General features: G+C 38.3%; 21 protein-coding genes and 1 tRNA gene. 4 read left to right on the forward strand and 18 right to left on the reverse strand.

The features are described from left to right. Window positions 1–24 precede the first annotated feature (24 nt). The 4 genes from QNI22_RS02955 to QNI22_RS02970 form a co-directional block, all read right to left on the reverse strand. Entirely contained in the window at window positions 25–801 is a 777-nt protein-coding gene (locus QNI22_RS02955; protein ID WP_314509113.1) for a MerR family transcriptional regulator, read from the reverse strand. Between the two features lie 66 nt (window positions 802–867). Further along, window positions 868–1,809 (reverse strand): ketopantoate reductase family protein, encoded by a 942-nt coding sequence (locus QNI22_RS02960; protein WP_314509115.1) that lies wholly within the window; start codon window positions 1,807–1,809, stop codon window positions 868–870. Window positions 1,810–1,819: 10 nt separating this feature from the next. Next, window positions 1,820–2,311 carry a MarR family winged helix-turn-helix transcriptional regulator gene (locus QNI22_RS02965; protein WP_314509116.1) on the reverse strand — a complete coding sequence of 164 codons (492 nt, stop codon included), beginning with the start codon at window positions 2,309–2,311 and terminating at the stop codon, window positions 1,820–1,822. Window positions 2,312–2,313: 2 nt separating this feature from the next. Beyond that, the gene (locus QNI22_RS02970; RefSeq protein WP_314509117.1) at window positions 2,314–2,811 is read right to left on the reverse strand and encodes a GNAT family N-acetyltransferase; all 498 of its coding nucleotides are present in this window, start codon (window positions 2,809–2,811) and stop codon (window positions 2,314–2,316) included. Window positions 2,812–2,965: 154 nt separating this feature from the next. Between QNI22_RS02970 and QNI22_RS02975 the strand changes: the two genes are divergently transcribed. After that, window positions 2,966–3,331 carry a hypothetical protein gene (locus QNI22_RS02975; RefSeq protein ID WP_314509118.1) on the forward strand — a complete coding sequence of 122 codons (366 nt, stop codon included), beginning with the start codon at window positions 2,966–2,968 and terminating at the stop codon, window positions 3,329–3,331. Between the two features lie 425 nt (window positions 3,332–3,756). On the opposite strand, the gene QNI22_RS02980 is transcribed toward QNI22_RS02975, so the two are convergent. The 10 genes from QNI22_RS02980 to QNI22_RS03025 all read right to left on the reverse strand — a co-directional run bounded on the left by QNI22_RS02980 (window position 3,757) and on the right by QNI22_RS03025 (window position 14,420). Then, window positions 3,757–4,728, reverse strand: coding sequence for a glycosyltransferase family 2 protein (locus QNI22_RS02980; RefSeq protein ID WP_313980293.1), 972 nt, complete (start codon window positions 4,726–4,728; stop codon window positions 3,757–3,759). 74 nt (window positions 4,729–4,802) lie between these two features. Next, a complete protein-coding gene (locus QNI22_RS02985; RefSeq protein WP_313980296.1) occupies window positions 4,803–5,348 on the reverse strand; it encodes a DUF4199 domain-containing protein in 546 nt (181 codons plus the stop codon). A gap of 82 nt (window positions 5,349–5,430) precedes the next feature. Next, window positions 5,431–6,009 (reverse strand): DUF4199 domain-containing protein, encoded by a 579-nt coding sequence (locus QNI22_RS02990; RefSeq protein ID WP_314509119.1) that lies wholly within the window; start codon window positions 6,007–6,009, stop codon window positions 5,431–5,433. After that, complete coding sequence (locus QNI22_RS02995) at window positions 6,010–7,305, reverse strand: dihydroorotase (protein WP_314509120.1); 1,296 nt, start codon at window positions 7,303–7,305, stop codon at window positions 6,010–6,012. A gap of 241 nt (window positions 7,306–7,546) precedes the next feature. Then, window positions 7,547–8,686, reverse strand: coding sequence for a glutathionylspermidine synthase family protein (locus QNI22_RS03000; RefSeq protein ID WP_314509121.1), 1,140 nt, complete (start codon window positions 8,684–8,686; stop codon window positions 7,547–7,549). A 39-nt stretch (window positions 8,687–8,725) separates the two neighbouring features. Beyond that, window positions 8,726–9,058 (reverse strand): hypothetical protein, encoded by a 333-nt coding sequence (locus tag QNI22_RS03005; protein WP_314509122.1) that lies wholly within the window; start codon window positions 9,056–9,058, stop codon window positions 8,726–8,728. Window positions 9,059–9,086: 28 nt separating this feature from the next. Further along, window positions 9,087–9,461: a hypothetical protein gene (locus tag QNI22_RS03010; protein WP_313992716.1), complete on the reverse strand. Its 375-nt coding sequence runs from the start codon at window positions 9,459–9,461 to the stop codon at window positions 9,087–9,089. Window positions 9,462–10,184: 723 nt separating this feature from the next. Continuing rightward, window positions 10,185–11,246: a sialidase family protein gene (locus QNI22_RS03015; protein ID WP_314509123.1), complete on the reverse strand. Its 1,062-nt coding sequence runs from the start codon at window positions 11,244–11,246 to the stop codon at window positions 10,185–10,187. A 169-nt stretch (window positions 11,247–11,415) separates the two neighbouring features. Continuing rightward, window positions 11,416–13,479, reverse strand: coding sequence for a BatA domain-containing protein (locus tag QNI22_RS03020; RefSeq protein WP_314509124.1), 2,064 nt, complete (start codon window positions 13,477–13,479; stop codon window positions 11,416–11,418). A 197-nt stretch (window positions 13,480–13,676) separates the two neighbouring features. Then, window positions 13,677–14,420, reverse strand: coding sequence for an SIMPL domain-containing protein (locus tag QNI22_RS03025; RefSeq protein WP_314509125.1), 744 nt, complete (start codon window positions 14,418–14,420; stop codon window positions 13,677–13,679). Between the two features lie 179 nt (window positions 14,421–14,599). Here QNI22_RS03025 and QNI22_RS03030 point away from each other — a divergent pair. Beyond that, window positions 14,600–14,683, forward strand: a tRNA-Leu gene (locus tag QNI22_RS03030). A 205-nt stretch (window positions 14,684–14,888) separates the two neighbouring features. Continuing rightward, entirely contained in the window at window positions 14,889–15,758 is an 870-nt protein-coding gene (gene bla, locus QNI22_RS03035; protein WP_314509126.1) for a subclass B3 metallo-beta-lactamase, read from the forward strand. A 167-nt stretch (window positions 15,759–15,925) separates the two neighbouring features. Here bla and QNI22_RS03040 read toward each other — a convergent pair whose 3' ends face one another. Next, on the reverse strand, window positions 15,926–16,231 hold the full coding sequence (locus tag QNI22_RS03040) for a DUF1877 family protein (protein WP_314509127.1): 306 nt from the start codon (window positions 16,229–16,231) through the stop codon (window positions 15,926–15,928). A 180-nt stretch (window positions 16,232–16,411) separates the two neighbouring features. Here QNI22_RS03040 and QNI22_RS03045 point away from each other — a divergent pair, with 180 nt between their 5' ends. Then, entirely contained in the window at window positions 16,412–16,876 is a 465-nt protein-coding gene (locus tag QNI22_RS03045) for a hypothetical protein (RefSeq protein WP_314509128.1), read from the forward strand. A gap of 192 nt (window positions 16,877–17,068) precedes the next feature. On the opposite strand, the gene QNI22_RS03050 is transcribed toward QNI22_RS03045, so the two are convergent. The 3 genes from QNI22_RS03050 to QNI22_RS03060 all read right to left on the reverse strand — a co-directional run bounded on the left by QNI22_RS03050 (window position 17,069) and on the right by QNI22_RS03060 (window position 19,531). Beyond that, window positions 17,069–18,157 (reverse strand): alpha/beta hydrolase, encoded by a 1,089-nt coding sequence (locus QNI22_RS03050; protein ID WP_314509129.1) that lies wholly within the window; start codon window positions 18,155–18,157, stop codon window positions 17,069–17,071. 271 nt (window positions 18,158–18,428) lie between these two features. Beyond that, complete coding sequence (locus QNI22_RS03055) at window positions 18,429–18,953, reverse strand: hypothetical protein (RefSeq protein ID WP_314509131.1); 525 nt, start codon at window positions 18,951–18,953, stop codon at window positions 18,429–18,431. A gap of 56 nt (window positions 18,954–19,009) precedes the next feature. Continuing rightward, window positions 19,010–19,531, reverse strand: a complete 522-nt coding sequence (locus tag QNI22_RS03060; RefSeq protein WP_314509132.1) for a hypothetical protein — start codon at window positions 19,529–19,531, stop codon at window positions 19,010–19,012. Between the last annotated feature and the right edge of the window lie 72 nt (window positions 19,532–19,603).

Genomic DNA, 19,603 nt, shown 5'->3' on the forward strand with positions numbered 1-19,603 from the left:
ATTTACCCTATAATTGGTACCATACTACTCTTTTAACTGAGTTTTAGCAAAGTAGCTCATAGCTTTGCTCATAAATAATGCAAACTCGGGGTTAGGTTTCCCATTGATGACCGTATAGCGTTCATCGGTTACATACAACTTTCCTAACCCACTATAGGCTTCTGCTTGTTTATTGGGGTCATTTACAGTTCCCCAAAATTTACGGATAATAGTATAGTGTCTGATAATCTGTTTTTGTACCGATTCACTTTCAGGGTCCAGATGGAGCATGCTCACCAATATTTGAGTAATTTCTTCGCTCTCTGCCTTTAATTGCGTAAAATCTGCTTTACTCATCTGACGCAATGTTTTTTCAGATTGTTCCACTGCTTGTGCGCCCCATTTTCTTATCGCTTCATTTCTGTAGGCGTCTGCCTGCCCTTTGGCGAAGCCTGCATATAACTCATCGTCTGTTATCATCTGTTGTTTATCTTTTAGTTTTACAATTGTTTTATCAATCGTCAGGAGTAACTGAGTAAGACGAGCACGTCTGGACTTTAAAGATGATTTATGACCTTCAAGTGCTTGTACAAGGTCAAAATCAGGATTATCCAGGATAGTGCAGATTTCCTGCAAAGAGAAATCCAGTTCTTTGTAAAAGAGTATCTGCTGTAATCGTAGTAATTCCTTTTCCCCATACAATCTGTACCTGGCCTCAGTACGGATTGACGGTTTGAGTAATCCTATTTCATCGTACAGGTGTAGTGTGCGCACACTTACACCTGCCAGCTTTGCCAGTTTAGTAACCGAATATCGACTCATATGCCACCTGATTTATTGACAGATACAAACATACAGTATGACGTAAGGTAAGAGTCAAGTCTTTTTTTACTTTTTTTGAGGAAGGGCTTGCAAGCCTATTTCTGACTTTAGTAAAGTGAGTTCTCCCAGAAGTTGGGTCTCTCTTACAAATGATTCTTTATTCAATGTTTGGGCAATACGAACAATCTCAAAATTCAGGGTATCTATCTCCGTTGGGCGGTTATTTTTGATATCCTGAAGAGTAGAAATAAGTTGCCCATCTGAAAACCGACTGATCTGTAGAAGACCCTCTGTAACCTCATTGTATGGAAGGTCTATTCCTTTTGTGTTGGCAATAGCCAGACATTCCCTGATGACGCGCTGGGCTATTGCCAGAGCCTTTTCATTGCGGTGAAAAATACCATTATCGCTATCCAGCAGAGGACAAACAGAGTTGAACACACTGTTAATAATTGCTTTTTTCCAGATGACAGGCTGAATATTGGCTTCGACTCTGAAAGGAAAATAACTACTGGTAAGTTGATCTACAATGGATGATAAAGCACTGTCTTTATGCTGTATGATACCAATAGGAGAGACAGTAACTGGCTTGAAGCGGACTTGCCATTCGGAAATTACCTGACTTGTTGCAAAAAGCACACAACGGTAGATGTCCGGAAAGCCATTGGCCTCAAAGGGATTTTCTATACCTAATCCATTCTGGAGAATGACAATGGGTGAGTTACCTGTTTTTCCTTTGAGTTTTTGTGCCAGTTGCGTATTTCCGTATGATTTGTTTGTCAGAACAATAATACCTTTCAGTTCAGATAGATTGGATAAAGTTTCCACCTCAACGGAAGCTTCTACAATTGTTTGATCACTCAAAGTTACCTGAATAGTTTCTGTTGAACTAGAGCCTGTATCCACACTGCCCCGTAGCAGAATGACTGTCTTTCCCTGTTTTTTCAGAAATACAGCCAGGGCTTTTCCTATTGCCCCTGCGCCAATGATATAGATAGTCTGATTCATCTTTATCTGTTTAGGTAGTTGTTTTTCTTTTTTCAGTTATCTCCTGAGCTCTCTGAGAAAAGCTTTTCTTCTTTAATTGTTCTTCAACTTCGATAATTGCCTGCATTAGATTGTGCTGAGTGTCAGTAAGATCTGCAATGGCTGCCGTCATTATTGACCAGACAGGTTTCATTTGTTCCACCAGTTGTTTGCCCTTATTGCTCAATTGTATCAGTCGTTTTCGCTCATCGGTTTTGTCTCGTTTGGATTGGATGAGTTTCTGCTTTTCCAGTTCTTTTAACAAACTGATTGTGGAGGGATGTGTATATCCGATTTCTGCCGCAATCTCAACTACACTTAGGACTGTTCGGCTATGTAAGGCATACATGACAGGAAACCACTTAGGTTCAAAGTCGATCTGATGGGCTTTGTATATCTGCTGTCCATCTTTACGAATGAGTTCGCTGAGTCGTTGTAGTCTGCTTGCAATGGCTAATAAGCCTGCTTCATCTATAGTGCTCATAATCAAGCTTGATTTAAATGCAGGTGATAGAATAGTGTATCAACAGGCATAATCGGGAAATAGGAGGGAAGCGCTGATTTAAGTAATGGCTGAAATCCATTTCGTTCATAAAAACGCTGGGCTGCCCGTAGTACTTCTACTGTTCCAAGATAAAGATCCTTAATCTGGTGTTCTTTGCTGTATACAAACAGAATTTCCAGTAAGCTTTGGGCTATACCATAGTCTCTGCCTCTGTATTCCTTTTTGACAAACATTTTTCGAATAGCTCCAGCCTGATGGCTTGTGGCAATAAGTGCAATTGTTCCTACTAATTTATTCTCATCAAATGCACCCCAGAATCCACCGCCTGTATTGTGATAATAGGTTTCAATATCAAACAGGTCAGATTGAGCTTCCAAGGTGACAGGGATATTAAACTCCAGTTGCTGTATTGGCAGAATCAGTTCCTGAATCTGCCTGCAATGTTCGTTTTGTAACGGTTTGATGATGAACTTGTTCATAGACGTTTGTTTTTGTATAAATATATGTAGTTTCCTACGTACATGTATACGTAGTTGAAAAATATTTTTGTGAAACTTTCAGAAAACCGTCTATGGGCTAGGCTGTTGAGATATTTTTTGTAAATTCTTGTTACATGCTAAACAAATTGTAACAATGAAAGAGCTATTGTATTCAATTGGCTTGCTGGCCTCGGTTAGTATTAGTTTGGGCTGGCTTTTTAAACTTCTGAACTGGCTTGGCGCAGATCAATTGTTTACCTATGGATTTCTGGGGTTAGTATTGTTGTTTCTTCCATTACTGGCTATTGATCAGTTTAGTACAATGCTGGTTACAAATACAACAAATCAGATAAAGGTAGGATTGGGATTGGTTAGTGCTTTCTTAACGGGTATTGCTATTGTATGTAAACTGCTTAACTTACGAGGAGCAGACTTACTATTAATTGCAGGCACATTATTGTTTGCGTTTGACTTTTTACCATTTTTGTTTTTCCAGATGTACAAAAAGTCACTGAGGTAATAATACATTCTTGCTGATACTTTGAAGGTTCAGCGCTTCTGAGTATAGGCAATAGTATGGAAGAATATTGGAGAATGTTCTTTTGTTGTTTAAATACTGCATCCAAACTTTTCAGTATGACTTCCTTACTGGAGATGAGTTGGTCTATCTTCCCATAATTTCCATTAGTCTGCCAGAAAATATCTAATTGAAGCTTTCACTGCTATGACGTAGTAACTGGTGGATTGTTGTTTGTATTTCCCATGTGAACAGCAGTCAATGCTAATACAGGATACACATAGAGCCATAAAAAGTATCACGTACAGATAAATGAGGGGTATCCGGTGCTCCATCCGGGAATTCAGTAAGATGGCCTGATACTGAAGATAGATATTTTGCTGTGAGAATGAAGAATAAAAGGAATAGCTGTCAAACAGCTATTCCACTCAAAATCCTACTTTATCTGCAACCAGATAATCATTTGCCTTCTGTGGGTTGGATGTGGTGAGCATTTCGCCCAGAAAGCCTGCCAGAAAGGTTTGTGCACCTAGAATAATGGCTACCAGACCTACAAAAAACAAAGGTTGATCCGTAACGCTACGTACTGTTTTGTGCAGATACAGGTTGTTATAGGCTTTGTCGATAATAAGCCAGATGGCTACAATGGCTCCAAAGAGAAAAGAAAGTGAACCCAGAGTCCCAAAGAAGTGCATAGGACGTTTCCGGTAGCGGGTCACAAACGAAATTGAAAGCAGATCCAGAAAGCCAAAGACAAACCGTTCGAGTCCGAATTTAGTATGACCATATTTGCGGGGACGATGCTCTACCACTTTTTCGCCAATCTTTGAGAATCCACTCCATTTGGCTATTAAGGGAATATAGCGATGCATCTCTCCGTATACTTCTATGTTTTTGGTTACACGGCTATTGTAGGCTTTCAGGCCACAGTTGAAGTCATGCAACTGAATGCCGGAGATCCAGCGGGTTACACCATTAAATAATTTGGTCGGTATAGTTTTACTGATAGGATCATACCGTTTCTTTTTCCAGCCCGATACCAGATCATACTTTTGTTGAGTGATCATGGTATAGAGTTCAGGTATTTCGTCCGGACTATCCTGTAAGTCGGCGTCCATGGTAATTACTACATGACCCACTGCACTCCGGAAGCCTACATGCAATGCGGCAGATTTGCCATAGTTTCTGTTAAACTGTATGCCTTTAACTGCTGGATTCTTTTGTGAAATTTGTTGTATCACATCCCAGGAATCATCTGTACTACCATCATCAATAACAATGACTTCATAGGTAAACGCATTCGCTTTCATTACCCTCGCTATCCATTCGCAAAGCTCGGGTAAAGATTCAGATTCGTCCTTGGCGGGTATTACTACCGAAATTTGAGGTTTTTCAGACATTAATGCTGTAAATAAATGAATAATAAGAGAGTATATACATAGTTAACGTATAAGCTCTCTCATTATAGAAAGAATTATTGTAAAAATACATCACGATCTTTTTTCATGATAGCTCCAATAATAAGGGAGAAAATTACACCAATAATAGCATATAGTATTGGACTTATTATAAAGCTATAGGTAAACATAGCCTCTGTAAACGGACGAGATATTTCAATAGCCTGATCCACTTGTTCATCACTCATAGTTCCTTTTTCTTCCATTTGTCGTCTGGCATTATCAATTACTTTTTCTGCAAATGAAGAGTCGATTACCTTAACATACAGAGTAGTAAAGATTCCAGAAACAAGCCCCATAACTACACAAAGCAATGTCCCAAGCCCAATTGACTGTCCTAAACTTAAATATCCACCATTGTTTTGTCTGAAATCTTTTAAAGCTAAAATAATCGCTACAATTGGGGCTCCCCAAAAAAGTAGAGTGGAGAGATAACCTATTGCTTGATTAAAAGATAGTTCCGTAATATTTAAAATCGCACCAATTATTGTAAGTACCAGGCCTGCGTATAAACCATAACGAAGTGCATAAGGTACCGGAGATGGTTGTTGTGTTGTTTCCATAAAATCAGGGTAAGTGGTTTGTTTAGAAAATATATGTACTTACAAAGAAGTGAACGCTGTAAGGGTACGCTATTCTACAAACTTATTTCTTCTTTTTTACTTCTGTTTCCTGCTTTTGTGATAAGTGGTTTACATTTTTGCGCATGATTGCTGCAATCATCCCTATTACCAGAATTTCAATCCCTATATTTTTGACAAATGCTCCTCCTGGAAAGAAAATGGTATCAAATGGTGTAATCTGAGGGAGAGCTGCCAGTTGTGTTCGGATCATTTGCTGAAGTTGAGGACTTTTAGTAATCACATCGCTAGTGAGCCGTTGAGACATATCTTTTTGTAGATACAGAATAAAGTTTTTGAATACATCCGGATCCAGAAATACAACAATACCATAAATCACCAGACACATTAATAACGTACCAATGATAGCAGTTCCCATTCCGATTACAGCTCCTTCCCAGAAATGCAATACTCCATTTTGTTTTCGGTCTCTGAAATAGCCCATTGCATAAATGATACAAAGGAGGGTTATTATAATATCCAATGTACTTAAACGCGTTAAAGCAGGTTCTCCAACTTCATATTGGAGCACTAAAAAATAGGCTATTCCAGAAAGTCCGGCTACTGTACCAAATATTAACGCAATACGTAAATACGGATTCATTTATTTTGAATTACGAATTTCAGAATTCTGTCTGACAAGTTTTGCCTGTCCCTGATTAATCACTCCCCACACTTTCCCTTTAAAATTCTTGCCAATAAATGGAGTATTTTTAGATAAGGAACGAATGTCTTTATCTGTAAATGTCCATTCTGTATCTGTATCAAAAAGAGTCAGATTGGCAGGTTGATTTTCAGAAATTGAGATGGTTGGTAAGCCTAAAATATGACGTGGTTGTTTGCTTAGAAGTGCTATAAGTTGTTCGGAAGAAAGTTTGGTATTGTGTGTATTCAGAACAGCAAAGGCCGTTTCCAGTCCGATAATTCCAAAAGATGCCAGATCAAACTCAAGATTTTTTACTTCCACATCCAATGGATGGTGATCCGATACGATGGCATCAATGGTTCCATCTGCCAGACCTATCCACAACGCATCTATATCACTTTGTCCACGGAAAGGAGGATTTACCTTCAGGTTGGTATCAAACTCCATTAAATCGCCATCAGTAAAGGCAATCTGGTGTGCTGCAATATCGCAGGTTACCTGTAAGCCTTTTTGCTTGGCTTGACGGATTAATTCTACTGACTCTGCTGTTGAGATACAGGTAAAATGTATTTTGCCTCCTGTATATTCCAGAATACGCAGATCACGCATAATCATCATACTCTCAGCCATGCGTGGCATTCCCTTCATGCCTAACATTGTGGCTGGCAGACCTTCGTTCATGGTTCCAAACTTGGTGAGCAAGGTATCTTCCGGTCGGTTGATAAACAATCCCCCAAATGGCTGCATGTATTGTAGTACTTTCAATACCATGTCAGAATTCTGGAGAGGTTCATGACCATCTGAGAAAGCTATTACTCCAGCCTGATGCAAATCCATCATCTCTGTCAGATCTTTGCCGTGTGCATCGATGGTTACCGCTGCAATCGGATGAATTTTTACTGCATGGTTACTGCCTGTATGAGTTAAATAACTTACAGATCCTTTGGTCTGAATAATCGGTTGTGTATTGGGTAACAATGCGATTTCCGTAAAACCTCCCACTGCTGCAGCTTCCCGAACCGAACGCAAAGATTCTCTGTACTCATAGCCTGGATCTGGTGCAGAGACACGCATATCTACCCAGCCTGTTGAAACTTTCAAATTAGGCTGATCAATGGTAAGGTCTGTTTGTATACTGATCTGATCCGCAATCTGTGTAATGATTCCATTTTCAATAAGAATGCTTTTGGTCTGCCCGTTAAAAGGCGAAGCTGAATCCAGAATTTGGGCTGATTGGATGAGAATTTTTGTCATTGGGAGGGATAACGTTTTTTCCGCTGCAAAAGTAATGAAGGAAAAGGAGTTTACAAGGATGTACTAGTTTTTGATTTTTGCATTAAGTATAAATCACTTGATATTGAACAGCAAATGCAAAATATTTCTGTTAAACTCAATTCATCCCAATAACAGGATGGATAAAATATGCGAAGAAAAATAGCTTTTCCACTCAAACAACGTTGATGTGTGTTGTTTGAGTGGAAGGGAGGGTTTATATTTATACAATTACATGAGGTATAAATCGGCTCGTATTGTTCGTTACCAGTGTTGTATTTTCGCGAATACCGATACCGGCAGATTCCTGCCCGATGACCCACGAACCAATTACTGCATAGTTGCCTTCAAATTCAGGCAGTGGGTAAAACTCCTGAAAAATAAAGCCTTCTTCTCCATATTCTCCTTCTGTTTCCAGAATGGTGTTGCCATTTTCTACAATTTCCACATTAGCACCTTCACGGCTTAGTAAGGGCTTGGCTACATAGGTATCCCATGAGGCCGGTTTCTCAAAATAAGAGGGAAGCAGGTTGGGATGGTTAGGAAATAGCTGCCAGAGAATAGGCAAAATCGCCTTATTGGACAATATCATTTTCCAGGCAGGTTCAATCCAGAGTGTATGGTTTCTGTCTGTAACCAGATTTTTACCAAATTCTTCATGTACCATCCATTCCCATGGATACAGTTTAAAGATATTCTGCATGTCCACCTCCTGATTGTCGACAAAGGTCTGTGTCTTTGAATCCCACCCAATCTCGTCTATATAGATAAACTCAGTCACTAATTCTGCTTCGAGTGCACAGGCCCGGATATATTCTACCGTAGTCAGGTCTTCCAGTGAGTCTTTGATACAGGTAAAATAGATTTTTCCAGGCTTCAGATAGGATTTTACTGAACGAAAATAATCTACCAGCTTTTCATGAATCGAATTAAACTGATCTACTCCACGACGTACTTCTTCTGACCAGAAATATTGCACAATACCAGCCTCATACAAAGAGGTAGGGGTATCTGCATTGTATTCCAGCATTTTGGGAGGATGAATTCCATCATAAGCCAGATCAAATCTTCCGTATAGTGAGGGTTCATCGTTTTCCCAGCTTCTTTCTATTAATGGGATAACAGACGCCGGAATGTGAAACAGATGATAGAGGTTATGATCCATTACATATTGCACAGCTTCCAGACACATCTCATGCAGAGTATTGGTAGCTTTCTCCAACTGTTCAATTTGTAGATAGGTGAATTGATAATAAGCCGATTCGTCCCAATATTTTATACCTTCCAGCGAATGAAAACCAAACCCCAATGTTTCTACTTTGTTTTGCCAGAAGTTTCGTGGGGTAATTGCAATGCGTTTCATGTAGGTAATGTGTGGTGATACAAATAAATGATAACTCCCTTAACTTCGTCCTGAGCCTACACTAAAAGCAGATCTTCCGAATCCACCTCGTGAAATAGTCTGGCTTCTGGCTGTGCTGGAGTGAGGTGTTGAATACGATTCGTACCCTGTTGAACGATACACAGGACGACCTAATGTAGAAAGGAAATACAAACCTACAGGAGAAAATCCATGGTATCGATAAGGATGGTAAACGTGCGTATAGTGCGCATTTGTATCAGAACGGAGATACAAATGCGAGTTTTTTGCTGATTTGTCTTCTTTACTCGAACAGGCTGAAGCTGAGAGTACAGCCACAACTAACGCTATATTGATGAATTGGCTCTTTTTCATTTAGATAACTCTTTAGCAGAAAATGCTGTTATTGGTTTTCTGGAAGCGGATTTCCTGGTTTTAATGTAACATAGATATTGTATTCAGTTGGGACCTGTACATTAATAACGTCCCCGTCTGCATTTTCTGCTTCCTGTAATTGTAGGCCTAACGCTGGAATAGTATCCCGAACAACCTTGGTTCCGATGGCAACATTGTCTTTCCATATCGTATACGTAATCACCAGTTCGTCTTTGTCTGCAGAAATGTGATTAACCTGTACAGGCATTTCAATACTTGCCTTTTTATCTAGAGACGCTGCATCTCCTTCTTCTTCCGATTTACAAGAGGTAACCAGTAGTGTACTTGTGAAAATTGTAAAAAAGACCCATAGGCGTAATCCTGATTTTGAAATGGTTTTCATTGGGATAAAGTTACTTGGTTATTGATTGTCGACAAGCGTTGTGTTTTAGCTGAGCAGATATTCCTTTATGAATGAGATGCTACTTTGTAACCCATCTTTACCAGATAAATAATTTCAGCAAGGTAATTTATGAAAACAAAGATCATCCATCCTAATTTCTGGCTGTTCACATGATGGGGTGATTGGGATAGATGGATTAGGAAGAATTCAGCGATCTAAAATCAGCTTATAAAACTTTTTGAGCCTTTTATAACGTGTAGGTGGAGCATGCGTATAATTCTATGCACACAGCAAATGGAAGAAGCAGTTTGATTTATCTGGAAGAAAATAATCTTTGCCTGGAGTTTACCAAAAATTGCTGATGCGTTGAATTAACCGCAAAAAAGTTTTTGCATAGAATCAACCGCAAGTTTTATGTTTGACCTGAATTCACCGCAAAAAGTTTTATGGGTATAACTCAGTTCAAACCCTTGATTTGCATAGAAATATTCACGCTATAAGGATCTCTCAGGACAGGATCTTATTGGGTAATTAGGTGAGTTACGCTGGTTACATACAGTTATCCAATTGGTTACAAATATAAATACCTGTAAGTGAGGCCTGTTATACCGGTTATACTTGTTTTTTATACTCGTGAAAAGTAAGCCAGAGTCTACACTATTTTTAATGCATAGACTCATGGTTTATATTTTTCAGTTGATAAAGCTTTTTAATAAATGTTAACTAATCTACTTTCAATACCACATGTTTGATATTCTTCCGGTCATGGGTGTAAGTGATATGAACCAGTCCATCTGCACTCTGAATCACAGCAGGATAGCTAAACTCTCCTTTGGTTTCATCTTCCAGTTTATACACATCTGTCCAGTGAATACCATCTTTGGAAATAGCTGCATTGAGTTTATAACGGCCATTGAACCAGTTTGGTCCCTTTAGTAAGGGGTTATATATCAGTATATGGTAGCCGTTACGAAGAGTCACTGCATCTGTACCTGAGTTGGGATTGGGTACATCTATAGTGGATAATGGCTCCCAGGTAGCACCGTTATCATGTGACCATGTTTGCACAACTTTGTTCTGACGGCTACGACAAAGCAGTTGCAAGGTTTTATCCGAATGAACCAGGATACTCGGTTGAATAACCCCGAATGTATCACAGGCAATCGTGATTTTCTTCCAGTTTTTACCTTCGCTATCCGTCTTCTCCAAATGAATGTTCCATACTTTTTCATCTGCACTTTCTGTACTCGAAGGGTAAAGGATATCTCCATTCTTTAACTGCTCGGGTTTATTTTTAATAGGACCCAGCATTTCATTGGGTAATTTTTCGGCAGCAGACCAGGTTTTTCCATTGTCTTTGGAATATTTTACCATTCCCCACCAGTCACGGGGGGACTTACCTACTTTATAGAACAGGAATAGCTTGCCTGTTTTGGAACAGAATAATACAGGGTTCCAGCAGGGATAACGGAGTGTATCATTGATAATCCCATCGGCTACTTTCTCAGGTTTACTCCACTGATTGTTGACATTACGGGCAATCCAGATACATACATCCGGACTGCTCTCATAGGCTCCAGCAAACCAGGATGCCAGAATACTCTTATCTGGGAAACTAACTATTGTAGAGGCATGGCAGGCAGCAAAAGGAGGGTTGTTTAGTATAAATTCCTGGCTAACAAGAGTAGCTTTGGGTGATTTACTTTGGGAAGAAACAGAACTGTTGAAAACGAGGGAAAGAAACAGACTTTGTACTATAAAATAGGATGCTTTGGCAAAAAACATGTGATAAGGTAATTGAATAGAAACTAATTATGGTGTAATAGATTGGGAATAACTCAATATTGGGATCATGGGTGTATCTTCACAAGATATAAAGAATAAACCAGATCACAAACATTGTACAATTTGGTTTATTCTTTATACAACTTCTTATGCAGGAGATGAATAAAGCCTATCCTTTTACAAACCGGATAATCAGAATTTCAGCTAGTAAAAAGAATAAAGCTGCAATCAGGCAATATTTCCAGAAATTCTTTCCCTGACTTTCTGACTTGAACTCATTGACAAATTCGCCTTCGTTGAGTGCACTAAAGATTTGTACATTCTTATATCTGCCAAAGATTTGTTTCAACTCAGTAGGAGAGTAGCTATCAGGCTGAGATTCTTTCTTGTCGTAATTAAAGGCAAGTATCTTTTGCACTTTGCCATTCAGGGTAAGTTCATAATATCCTGCTTCTGCCAGTTGTTTGCTTCCTGTTTGCGAATTTTCCGGAATGTCGAACAATAACTGTTTTCCACTGATGCGTTGAGAAGGGATCAATTCCAGATTATCTCTTTTCAGATGAAAAACAGGTTCTTTGCCTGCTTCATTGATTTCAACTACTATACTTGGTTCCTGAAAGGAGAAAGAAAGACGTTCCTGTGATTTACTTAGTGCTGCAATTTTGTATAATATAGGTACAAAAAGAGCATGCTTTTGGAATGTGCTAAAATTGTCTGTGAGAGGAGATGCACACAGGTATACTTTGCCTCGTTGCACATCAAAACGACTTAAGAAGGGAGTTCCTGTTTTTAGACGCAGCAACGAACTGCCACGACCTGTCCATTGCCAGACCGGATTGGCTGCTGGCATTGCCATACGTTCTTTTTGTGTTGTATTTTCAAAGATTGACTCAAAAAATGGATTACGTGTATCCGGAGCATCAATCGCTTCAAATGTTTTATCTGGCGACGTTGTATTCTGAGGTGATGGTACACCTAATCGACTTAGTAATGACCCATAGATGGTACTATTGTTGGCAGGGCCTGGAAAAATAATCAAACTGCCACCTTTTTTCACAAAGGCTTCCAGTGAAGTTGGAAGAGAGCCGCTGAGGTCTGTAACACCGTCCAGAATAGCCAGATCTGCTGTATTCAGCAATGTAGGGTCAACATTCTGAGCATTGAGGCTACGAGCCTGAAATATAGTTTCGTTGCTGAAAAGGTTCTGGATATAATTACCGGTAGCACCTCCAAACATATGTACAATATTGATAGTTGGCGAGGCATTCAAGACAAAATAGAAGTCGTTATCAAATGTAACCGGAAAATCTTCAAAGGATATTCTACCTTTCTTCAAACCCCTTTCTTTTACCAGAAAATCAAATGCGGCTACCACAGAATTGTTGGCATCAAGGTTTACAGAAGACGAAGAAACCTGTTTTTCATCCAAGAAAAGCTTAACCGGAAGGTTTTTTACTGCATCCTTGCCCGTATTGACCAACCGTACATTCAACGTATTTGTTTCCATTTCTTTCACAAATGGAGTAGCTAACCACACAGAATCTACATACAAATTGGCTGTTTCTTCGGTTTGTACAGGTACAAGAAAAATACGGCTATTGGTATCAATTTTTAACTTATTGAGATCACCAACCGTGCTTTTCTGAAAGTCAGAAAACCATATAAACTGGTTTTGAGTGGAGGGAGAATTTCGTGAAAGCAGGTTGTTTTGCCTTTTGTAGATACTTTCCAGCGTCCGGGAAGTAGGAGAGAAGTTGATCTCTGTGAGACGATCTTTTAGTTTATCAGGAGTAGCCAGGTATTGATCCCGGCTCTCAAAGTCATTAGTAAGCAGTTGTATAGAGGGTGTCTTGGGTAGTGCACCCAGCAATTCATCCGCTTCATCTGTAGCCAACTGCAGATACTGACGTTTGCCTGTTTCGTTCTGCATACTCAGCGAATTATCCAGATAGATACCTGTATTTCCCTGACTAGACAAACTTTGTTGTTTGGGACTTTGGATAAAGGGTTGGGCAAATGCCAATACCAGAAATGTAATAAAGAGGATACGGGTTGCCAGAATAAGCCACTGCTTTAGTCTCCGAAACGAATTGGTACTTGTTTTTACCTCCTTCAGAAAGGCGACATTGGTAAAATATACCTTACGGGTACGGCGAAAATTAAACAGGTGAATGGCTATCGGGATGGCTACCGCAAACAGACCGAACAAAAATGAAGGATACAGAAAACTCATTTGGCAAATATAAGCGACGAGCGTAACGAATGAACAAATCTGACAGTTTTTTATAAAGAACGAAATTTTCGCTTTTGTGTTGAATTTTCAAAGCGTATCTTTTTCAATTTCACCTTTAGACTATCTCTCAATTGCCTGAAAATAAAAAAACTGACCGGAGTTTCGTCCGGTCAGCGTCAAGTTACAGAATTAGTTTCTTATTTAATGGAAAAAAAGGCCTGGATTTCGTAGCGGATCTTAATTTTCTTAAAATCAATTTCAGAACCTGTAGCATCTCCACCTTCCATTGCTACCTGTGATATCCTGTTCGACAAGTATGCTTGATTGTAAGGCATTGGCATACCTTCTGTATCTCCGGATTCATGTACTTCCAATACTCCACCTACTTGTTCGCCAATACTTTGTAGCAGATAACCCGCTTTTTCTTTAGCAGCCTGAAGAGCTTTTATCTTTAGCTCTTTACGGTATTCAGCCATTTTGGAGTGATTATACCGACCAATATTGACATTCTCAATGCCTTTGCCATCTACTTTGGAGAGGATGTTGTCAATCTTTGACAGGTCACTTACCTTTAATACATATCGTTTCTTTTCCAGAATATCCGTTGGCTTTTCCTTCTTATTAGTATACAACCACCAGTTTGGAGTGCCACCATATATGTTTTCAATTTGAAGATTTTCTTTCGCAATTCCTGCATCTTTTACTGCTTGCTGAAGTTGTTTTTCCAGCGTTTCGATAGCAACTTTTGTTTTATTGGATTTGTCTGTAAAATATTCTTTTAGTGAAATGTTGAAATAAATTTCATCCGGAATTACCTCCATTTCTGCACTGCCTGTAACTTCAATTTTTTTGACACAGGGTTGATTGGGTGTGGTTTGAGCCTGAAGCCTGGTTAATCCAATTAGAAAAAGCAAGCTGATTGCTAAATAGTTAACTTTCATAACTTTAAAAATAAGTGTATTGAGTGTGATGTCAGCTATTGTTACTGACTGTTGAATAGTATATTCATAAAAACCATACCATTTTTTTTGACCTCAGTAAATTTTATGAAAAAAATGATTAGCAGGTATTGGATTTAGGAAAATGCTCTATATTTGTACCACAAAATCCCTTGCTATCTGGCCACGTGGTGGAATTGGTAGACACGCTACTTTGAGGGGGTAGTGCCCGTTCGGGTGTGCTGGTTCGAGTCCAGTCGTGGTCACTACTAGAAATAACCTACTGAAAAACAGTAGGTTATTTTGTTTAAGGACTCTAATGAGGAATTCAGAGATGTGGCGTTACTCTGGATTGAAAATTCGTAACGGTGGCTTTATCCTGCCTATTTTTTAATTTGCTTCCTTCTTTTCAACCAATTCTAAAAACAACTGAATCCATACGACCTCAATTACCATCTCAACCTACATAATATGAATCTAAAAGTGATCTTTTTGTTATTTGGTCTTTCTTTGGCCTTTACAAATTCATTGGCTCAACAAGTAGAGGAACCTAAAAGTGTTCCTGCTGAATGGAGTAAGCCTTTTGCTCCCTTTCAAATTGCAGGTAACTTATATTATGTCGGTACATACGACTTGGCTTGTTACCTTATCACTACTTCGCAGGGAAATATTCTTATTAATACCGGACTTGCTGATTCAGAGCCAATCATCAAGGGGAATATCGAAACATTAGGATTTCGATTTTCCGATACCAAGATCTTATTAAACATGCAAGCTCACTATGATCATATGGGAGCTATGGCATCTATAAAAAAAGTAACCGGAGCGAAACTAATGATTAATCAGAAAGATGCCCCAGCAACAGAAGATGGAGGAAAGTCAGATTATGCATTGGGTGGTTCGGTAAGTACATTCGCACCTGTACAGGTAGATCGTCTACTGAAGGATGGAGACACCATTCAACTAGGTGAAATGCGACTGGTGATGCTCCATCATCCGGGTCATACCAAAGGGTCAAGTAGTTTTTTGTTTGACGTAAAAGATACAAATCGTTCTTATCGGGTACTGCTTGTCAATATGCCTACCATTGTTACAGATAAAGACTTTGCTGCAATACCTGAATATCCTGAAATTACCCAAGACTATGCCTATACCTTGCAGTCTATGAAAAAGTTGTCCTTTGATATCTGGTTGACTGCTCATGCAAGTCAATGTGACCTTCATCGCAAACACAAACCTGGACAGAGTTATAATCCCTCTGCTTTTATCGATAAAAAGGGATATAATGCCCAGCTTAACGAGTTGGAAAAGGAATTTCTCAAAAAGAAAAAAGGTAGCTAAGTTGGTTTACCGAATAAGCCGCACACATTATTCATCTGAGAGATTGCAGAAAATCTCTCAGATTTTCCCTACGACACTTATTTTGGTTAAGGAATAAAACGATGCATTCATTGCCTTCCCTTCTTATTATAGTCATTAAAAGGAATCTTGGCCTGTCTTATCTACCTCTAGACAACTAGTCTATACATTCCTTTTCCATTATCTGAGGCTTTTTTCAGAAAAGAGGTGAGGTTTTTGAACTGATTCAGCATATTATAAATATCATCGTTCTTCCATTTATAATGACGTGGGTAAATTTGCTGTTCAATATAATGTTGTGGATCAAACTCTTCTATCAGTATACTTTCCTCCAGTGACTCTAGTGTGTTGGCAATTTCCTTCACTTCTTCTGAATGATAAACATTCACTGGTCCCCAACCCATCTTGGTAACAATACGATGATTGGCTGTGATTGCTTTAAGTTGCAAATTCATACTCATAAGTAATGGGGCGATAATTAGTTAGGATTACAATGTCCATGTGGACTAGAATTAAAGCGGACAACGCTCTTAAAAATGAAAGGTCTGCTGAGGCAAAGTTGAACTAAAAAATTCAGATGAGGAAAAATACTTGTCTATCTTTGCCTATAAATTTTAACTATCATTTACCCACTAATGAAAAAGAATTTTTACCTATTTACTCTGTTCGTGTATGTTACATTCAGTTCCTTTAAAAGTGATACTACAGAACAATATCTGATTCGAAAATGGAAATTTGACGCAGAGGCTACTAAAAAAACAATAGAAAAAAGCTTTGAAGCAGGTTCAGATCCCGAAGCTGACAAGTTTGTTAAAGGAATGATAGATTATTTTTTAAACCGATTGACTGGTAGTACAACCGAATACCAGCAAGGAGGGATTTTACTCACAACATTAGTGGATGATCAGGCTACTAAAACAATAAAAGGATCCTGGAGAATAGATAAGAATACAAATGAACTTGTTCTAATTGAGAATAGTACTAAAAAACGCGAGGAGAGAGTAAAGATACTATCTATTTCCAATACCAGATTAGAGTTAGGGATAGATGGTATCACGAAAAAAGGACCATTGTCGATAATATATATAGCAACAGAATAAGTTACACCTAAATCCATTTTTAGCAGAACGCCCATTTCGCACAGGCTAAGTATGATCTAAGGTATATGAACTGCACTTCACAAAAGATATGAGTCATCTTGAATGTAGTCCGGCATAAAAAAACTACATTTGGGATGACTCATAAGTATCAACTTGCAGGGATGCCTGAATATCCAATGAGTGATTTTGTCTTTACTTCTTTTTCTGAAGAGAGGCAATACATGCTTTTGCAACTTTGTATTGGGTATCAATGACAGATTGATTATGCCCATGAGCCGCTCCCGGCACTAAAAAGTATTCTTTGTGAGGAGCTTTTAGCTTATCAAAATATGGTTTTGTGAGTTCTTGTGGTGTTAAGATGTCTGCTTCTCCTTGAATAATATATACAGGCAACTGAAAGGTAAGTCCATTCTTCATAAAGTCAACTGTAGCACTCATCGCTTTGATGCCAAGTTTTTTGTGTCCTACATAATTAATAAAAGAATAATCATCTCCATCTTCCCGGTTTCTGGCGTCTGTTTCATTATCGTATGCAGGGGCTAGCCTCCACCATGTATTGGGGGCAGGTACAGAATTCTCTCGTTCGTATTTTTTGATGATACGAAATAACTGTCCTGTATTTTTTGCATCATCATAAGGAGGAACACCTAGTATTGTGAGCTTATTGATAGATTCATTATCGTTTGCTTTCTGAGCAAGTTTGTATACCGTATGGTAGGCATGGACTAATGTCTCAGTACCATTTACTACTTGCGAATGTCCAATATAGGCGTAGTAAAGCTCTGGTTTTTTCAGAGCCATCGTAGCTCCCAACACAGATCCCCAGGAGGTACCTATCAATATGATTTTGGGTTGTTGAAGATGTTTAATCAGATATTCTGAAAGCTCAATACCATCTGCTGCCATCTGGTCAACGGTCAATGGATTGTTGATCCAATATTCTTCATCGTGTTGTTTGGGAGCATTTTTACCAAATGTCCTTCCTGCTCCTCTCTGATCCCAACTAACCAGAACAAAGTCTTTCTCCCATGCTCCATATATCGTATTATCATAAGCACTCATAACACTTCCCGGACCGCCATGTAAAAACAATATGACAGGTTTGGTACTATCCGCTCCATGAATGGTAATCCACTGTTCAATTCCGCCAATACGAACAAACTTTTCCTGATGAATAGATTTTGTTTTGGCAAAAGCTGGGACTGTAATAAATAAGATAGAAAGAGTAATCTGTATGGTTTTTGTGAAAAATCTGCTACTTTGGCTCAAATAGTATTTCATGTATTAATAATAGATTAGGCGGTATTTTGAGGGTTAGATTTAACTATTATGATCTGCTGATTTGATTAAAAAAAGCAAATCTATACCTATAATGTGATCTTTGCCAAAAAGTAACCTTATAGAGGGTTATTGGAAGTGTACTAGTAGTTTGGTTTACCAAAGAATTGGGTGAACATTTACGTTTCTTCAACTTACTTGAAAATCACAAACTGACAAACCTTCACTAGAGATAGAATATGTATATTCTTATAGTAGGTTCTGGATATAATTTTTAGACTGTCCAATAACCTGTTTTATGGGTTTGCATCTCTAGCCAACAGTCGATGATTATTTCATTATCCGGCTTACTCTCGTCATAGAAGTTAAAATCTGTAGCAGAAGAGATACTATGAATGTGGTATCTATCAGCTTCTTTTTTCAGGATTGTAATTTGATTCGAGTAAGTTTCTTCATGCCCATGATAATAAAAATTAGAGAAGTTATCATCTGTTTCTTCTGGAACTTCTTCAATGAGAAAGCTAAAACTTTTCCCAATAAAATTTTGATATTGTTCTTGGCTTAGTTTTGTCTGTAGTTCAATTCTTGGATGTATTCTTTCATCGCTATCTTCCTCTTCTTCTCTTATATTATCATTAGTTGGCTTCATAATTAAATCACCTGATGAAGTTACCCAGATGTTTAATAAATAGTAATTATCTCGGGGAGAAATTGAAAATTCGCCTTCTGTAATATTCCAAATCTCATCTCCATTAAATCTTTTTAAAGTTAATGTACCTATATTTTCTTTGTTATTCATATTCTGTTGTAAGAGCTTGTCTTAGTAAGTAGGGATTTGACAAATGTAAATTGCAGTTATTTATAATAATTTTTAACTCCTAGACCGATTGTCCAAAAGTATTTCGCCATTTCTAATTCATTTTTTATTTTTTTCTGTGCTACATCAAATTCTCCATGCTCCTTCATTTCTGATATCATTTGTTCTATATCTGCTTCTGTGGCATCTCTCCAAATCCCAACTGAAATTTCATGAAAAGCAAATGCATGGTTTGCCTCTGATAGGTCTACATACCCATTATTTCTTTCCGTTAGAAGGTTTACAAGTTTTATTGCTTCTGTTTCAAATGGTTTAATTCCAAATATTTCAGGCTGCGTTCTTTCCAGAAAAGGTCCGTATATGAATTCAATAAATTCAAGCTGATTATTCTTATCAAAATCTAATCGAAATTCGTAGTGGTCATATACCCATCGTTGCCCATCCTCTCTATCAGCTTTACCTATTATCCTTTCCACTTCATCTTTTGACCTACCTAGTTCCACTCTTCCAATAGATTCTATGTATATTCCTTCAAGTGGTATTAATTCGATTCGGATCATTATTATTTTGTATGTATATGTTGAACTAAAAAAAGATAAGTTAAAATCTATCATTAGAGGAATTTAAGAGAG

The organism is Xanthocytophaga agilis (genome assembly GCF_030068605.1).
GTDB lineage: Bacteria > Bacteroidota > Bacteroidia > Cytophagales > 172606-1 > Xanthocytophaga > Xanthocytophaga agilis.

Coding starts and splice junctions, on each gene's coding strand:
- QNI22_RS02955 (WP_314509113.1), bottom strand. CDS start 801: ATGAGTCGATATTCGGTTACTAAACTGGCAAAGCTGGCAGGTGTAAGT.
- QNI22_RS02985 (WP_313980296.1), bottom strand. CDS start 5,348: ATGGAAACAACACAACAACCATCTCCGGTACCTTATGCACTTCGTTAT.
- QNI22_RS03040 (WP_314509127.1), bottom strand. CDS start 16,231: ATGAATTTGCAACTTAAAGCAATCACAGCCAATCATCGTATTGTTACC.
- QNI22_RS02965 (WP_314509116.1), bottom strand. CDS start 2,311: ATGAGCACTATAGATGAAGCAGGCTTATTAGCCATTGCAAGCAGACTA.
- QNI22_RS02990 (WP_314509119.1), bottom strand. CDS start 6,009: ATGAATCCGTATTTACGTATTGCGTTAATATTTGGTACAGTAGCCGGA.
- QNI22_RS02980 (WP_313980293.1), bottom strand. CDS start 4,728: ATGTCTGAAAAACCTCAAATTTCGGTAGTAATACCCGCCAAGGACGAA.
- QNI22_RS03020 (WP_314509124.1), bottom strand. CDS start 13,479: ATGAGTTTTCTGTATCCTTCATTTTTGTTCGGTCTGTTTGCGGTAGCC.
- QNI22_RS03005 (WP_314509122.1), bottom strand. CDS start 9,058: ATGAAAAAGAGCCAATTCATCAATATAGCGTTAGTTGTGGCTGTACTC.
- QNI22_RS03060 (WP_314509132.1), bottom strand. CDS start 19,531: ATGATCCGAATCGAATTAATACCACTTGAAGGAATATACATAGAATCT.
- QNI22_RS02970 (WP_314509117.1), bottom strand. CDS start 2,811: ATGAACAAGTTCATCATCAAACCGTTACAAAACGAACATTGCAGGCAG.
- QNI22_RS03055 (WP_314509131.1), bottom strand. CDS start 18,953: ATGAATAACAAAGAAAATATAGGTACATTAACTTTAAAAAGATTTAAT.
- QNI22_RS03050 (WP_314509129.1), bottom strand. CDS start 18,157: ATGAAATACTATTTGAGCCAAAGTAGCAGATTTTTCACAAAAACCATA.
- QNI22_RS03015 (WP_314509123.1), bottom strand. CDS start 11,246: ATGTTTTTTGCCAAAGCATCCTATTTTATAGTACAAAGTCTGTTTCTT.
- QNI22_RS03025 (WP_314509125.1), bottom strand. CDS start 14,420: ATGAAAGTTAACTATTTAGCAATCAGCTTGCTTTTTCTAATTGGATTA.
- QNI22_RS02995 (WP_314509120.1), bottom strand. CDS start 7,305: ATGACAAAAATTCTCATCCAATCAGCCCAAATTCTGGATTCAGCTTCG.
- QNI22_RS03045 (WP_314509128.1), top strand. CDS start 16,412: ATGAAAAAGAATTTTTACCTATTTACTCTGTTCGTGTATGTTACATTC.
- QNI22_RS02975 (WP_314509118.1), top strand. CDS start 2,966: ATGAAAGAGCTATTGTATTCAATTGGCTTGCTGGCCTCGGTTAGTATT.
- QNI22_RS02960 (WP_314509115.1), bottom strand. CDS start 1,809: ATGAATCAGACTATCTATATCATTGGCGCAGGGGCAATAGGAAAAGCC.
- QNI22_RS03000 (WP_314509121.1), bottom strand. CDS start 8,686: ATGAAACGCATTGCAATTACCCCACGAAACTTCTGGCAAAACAAAGTA.
- QNI22_RS03010 (WP_313992716.1), bottom strand. CDS start 9,461: ATGAAAACCATTTCAAAATCAGGATTACGCCTATGGGTCTTTTTTACA.
- bla (WP_314509126.1), top strand. CDS start 14,889: ATGAATCTAAAAGTGATCTTTTTGTTATTTGGTCTTTCTTTGGCCTTT.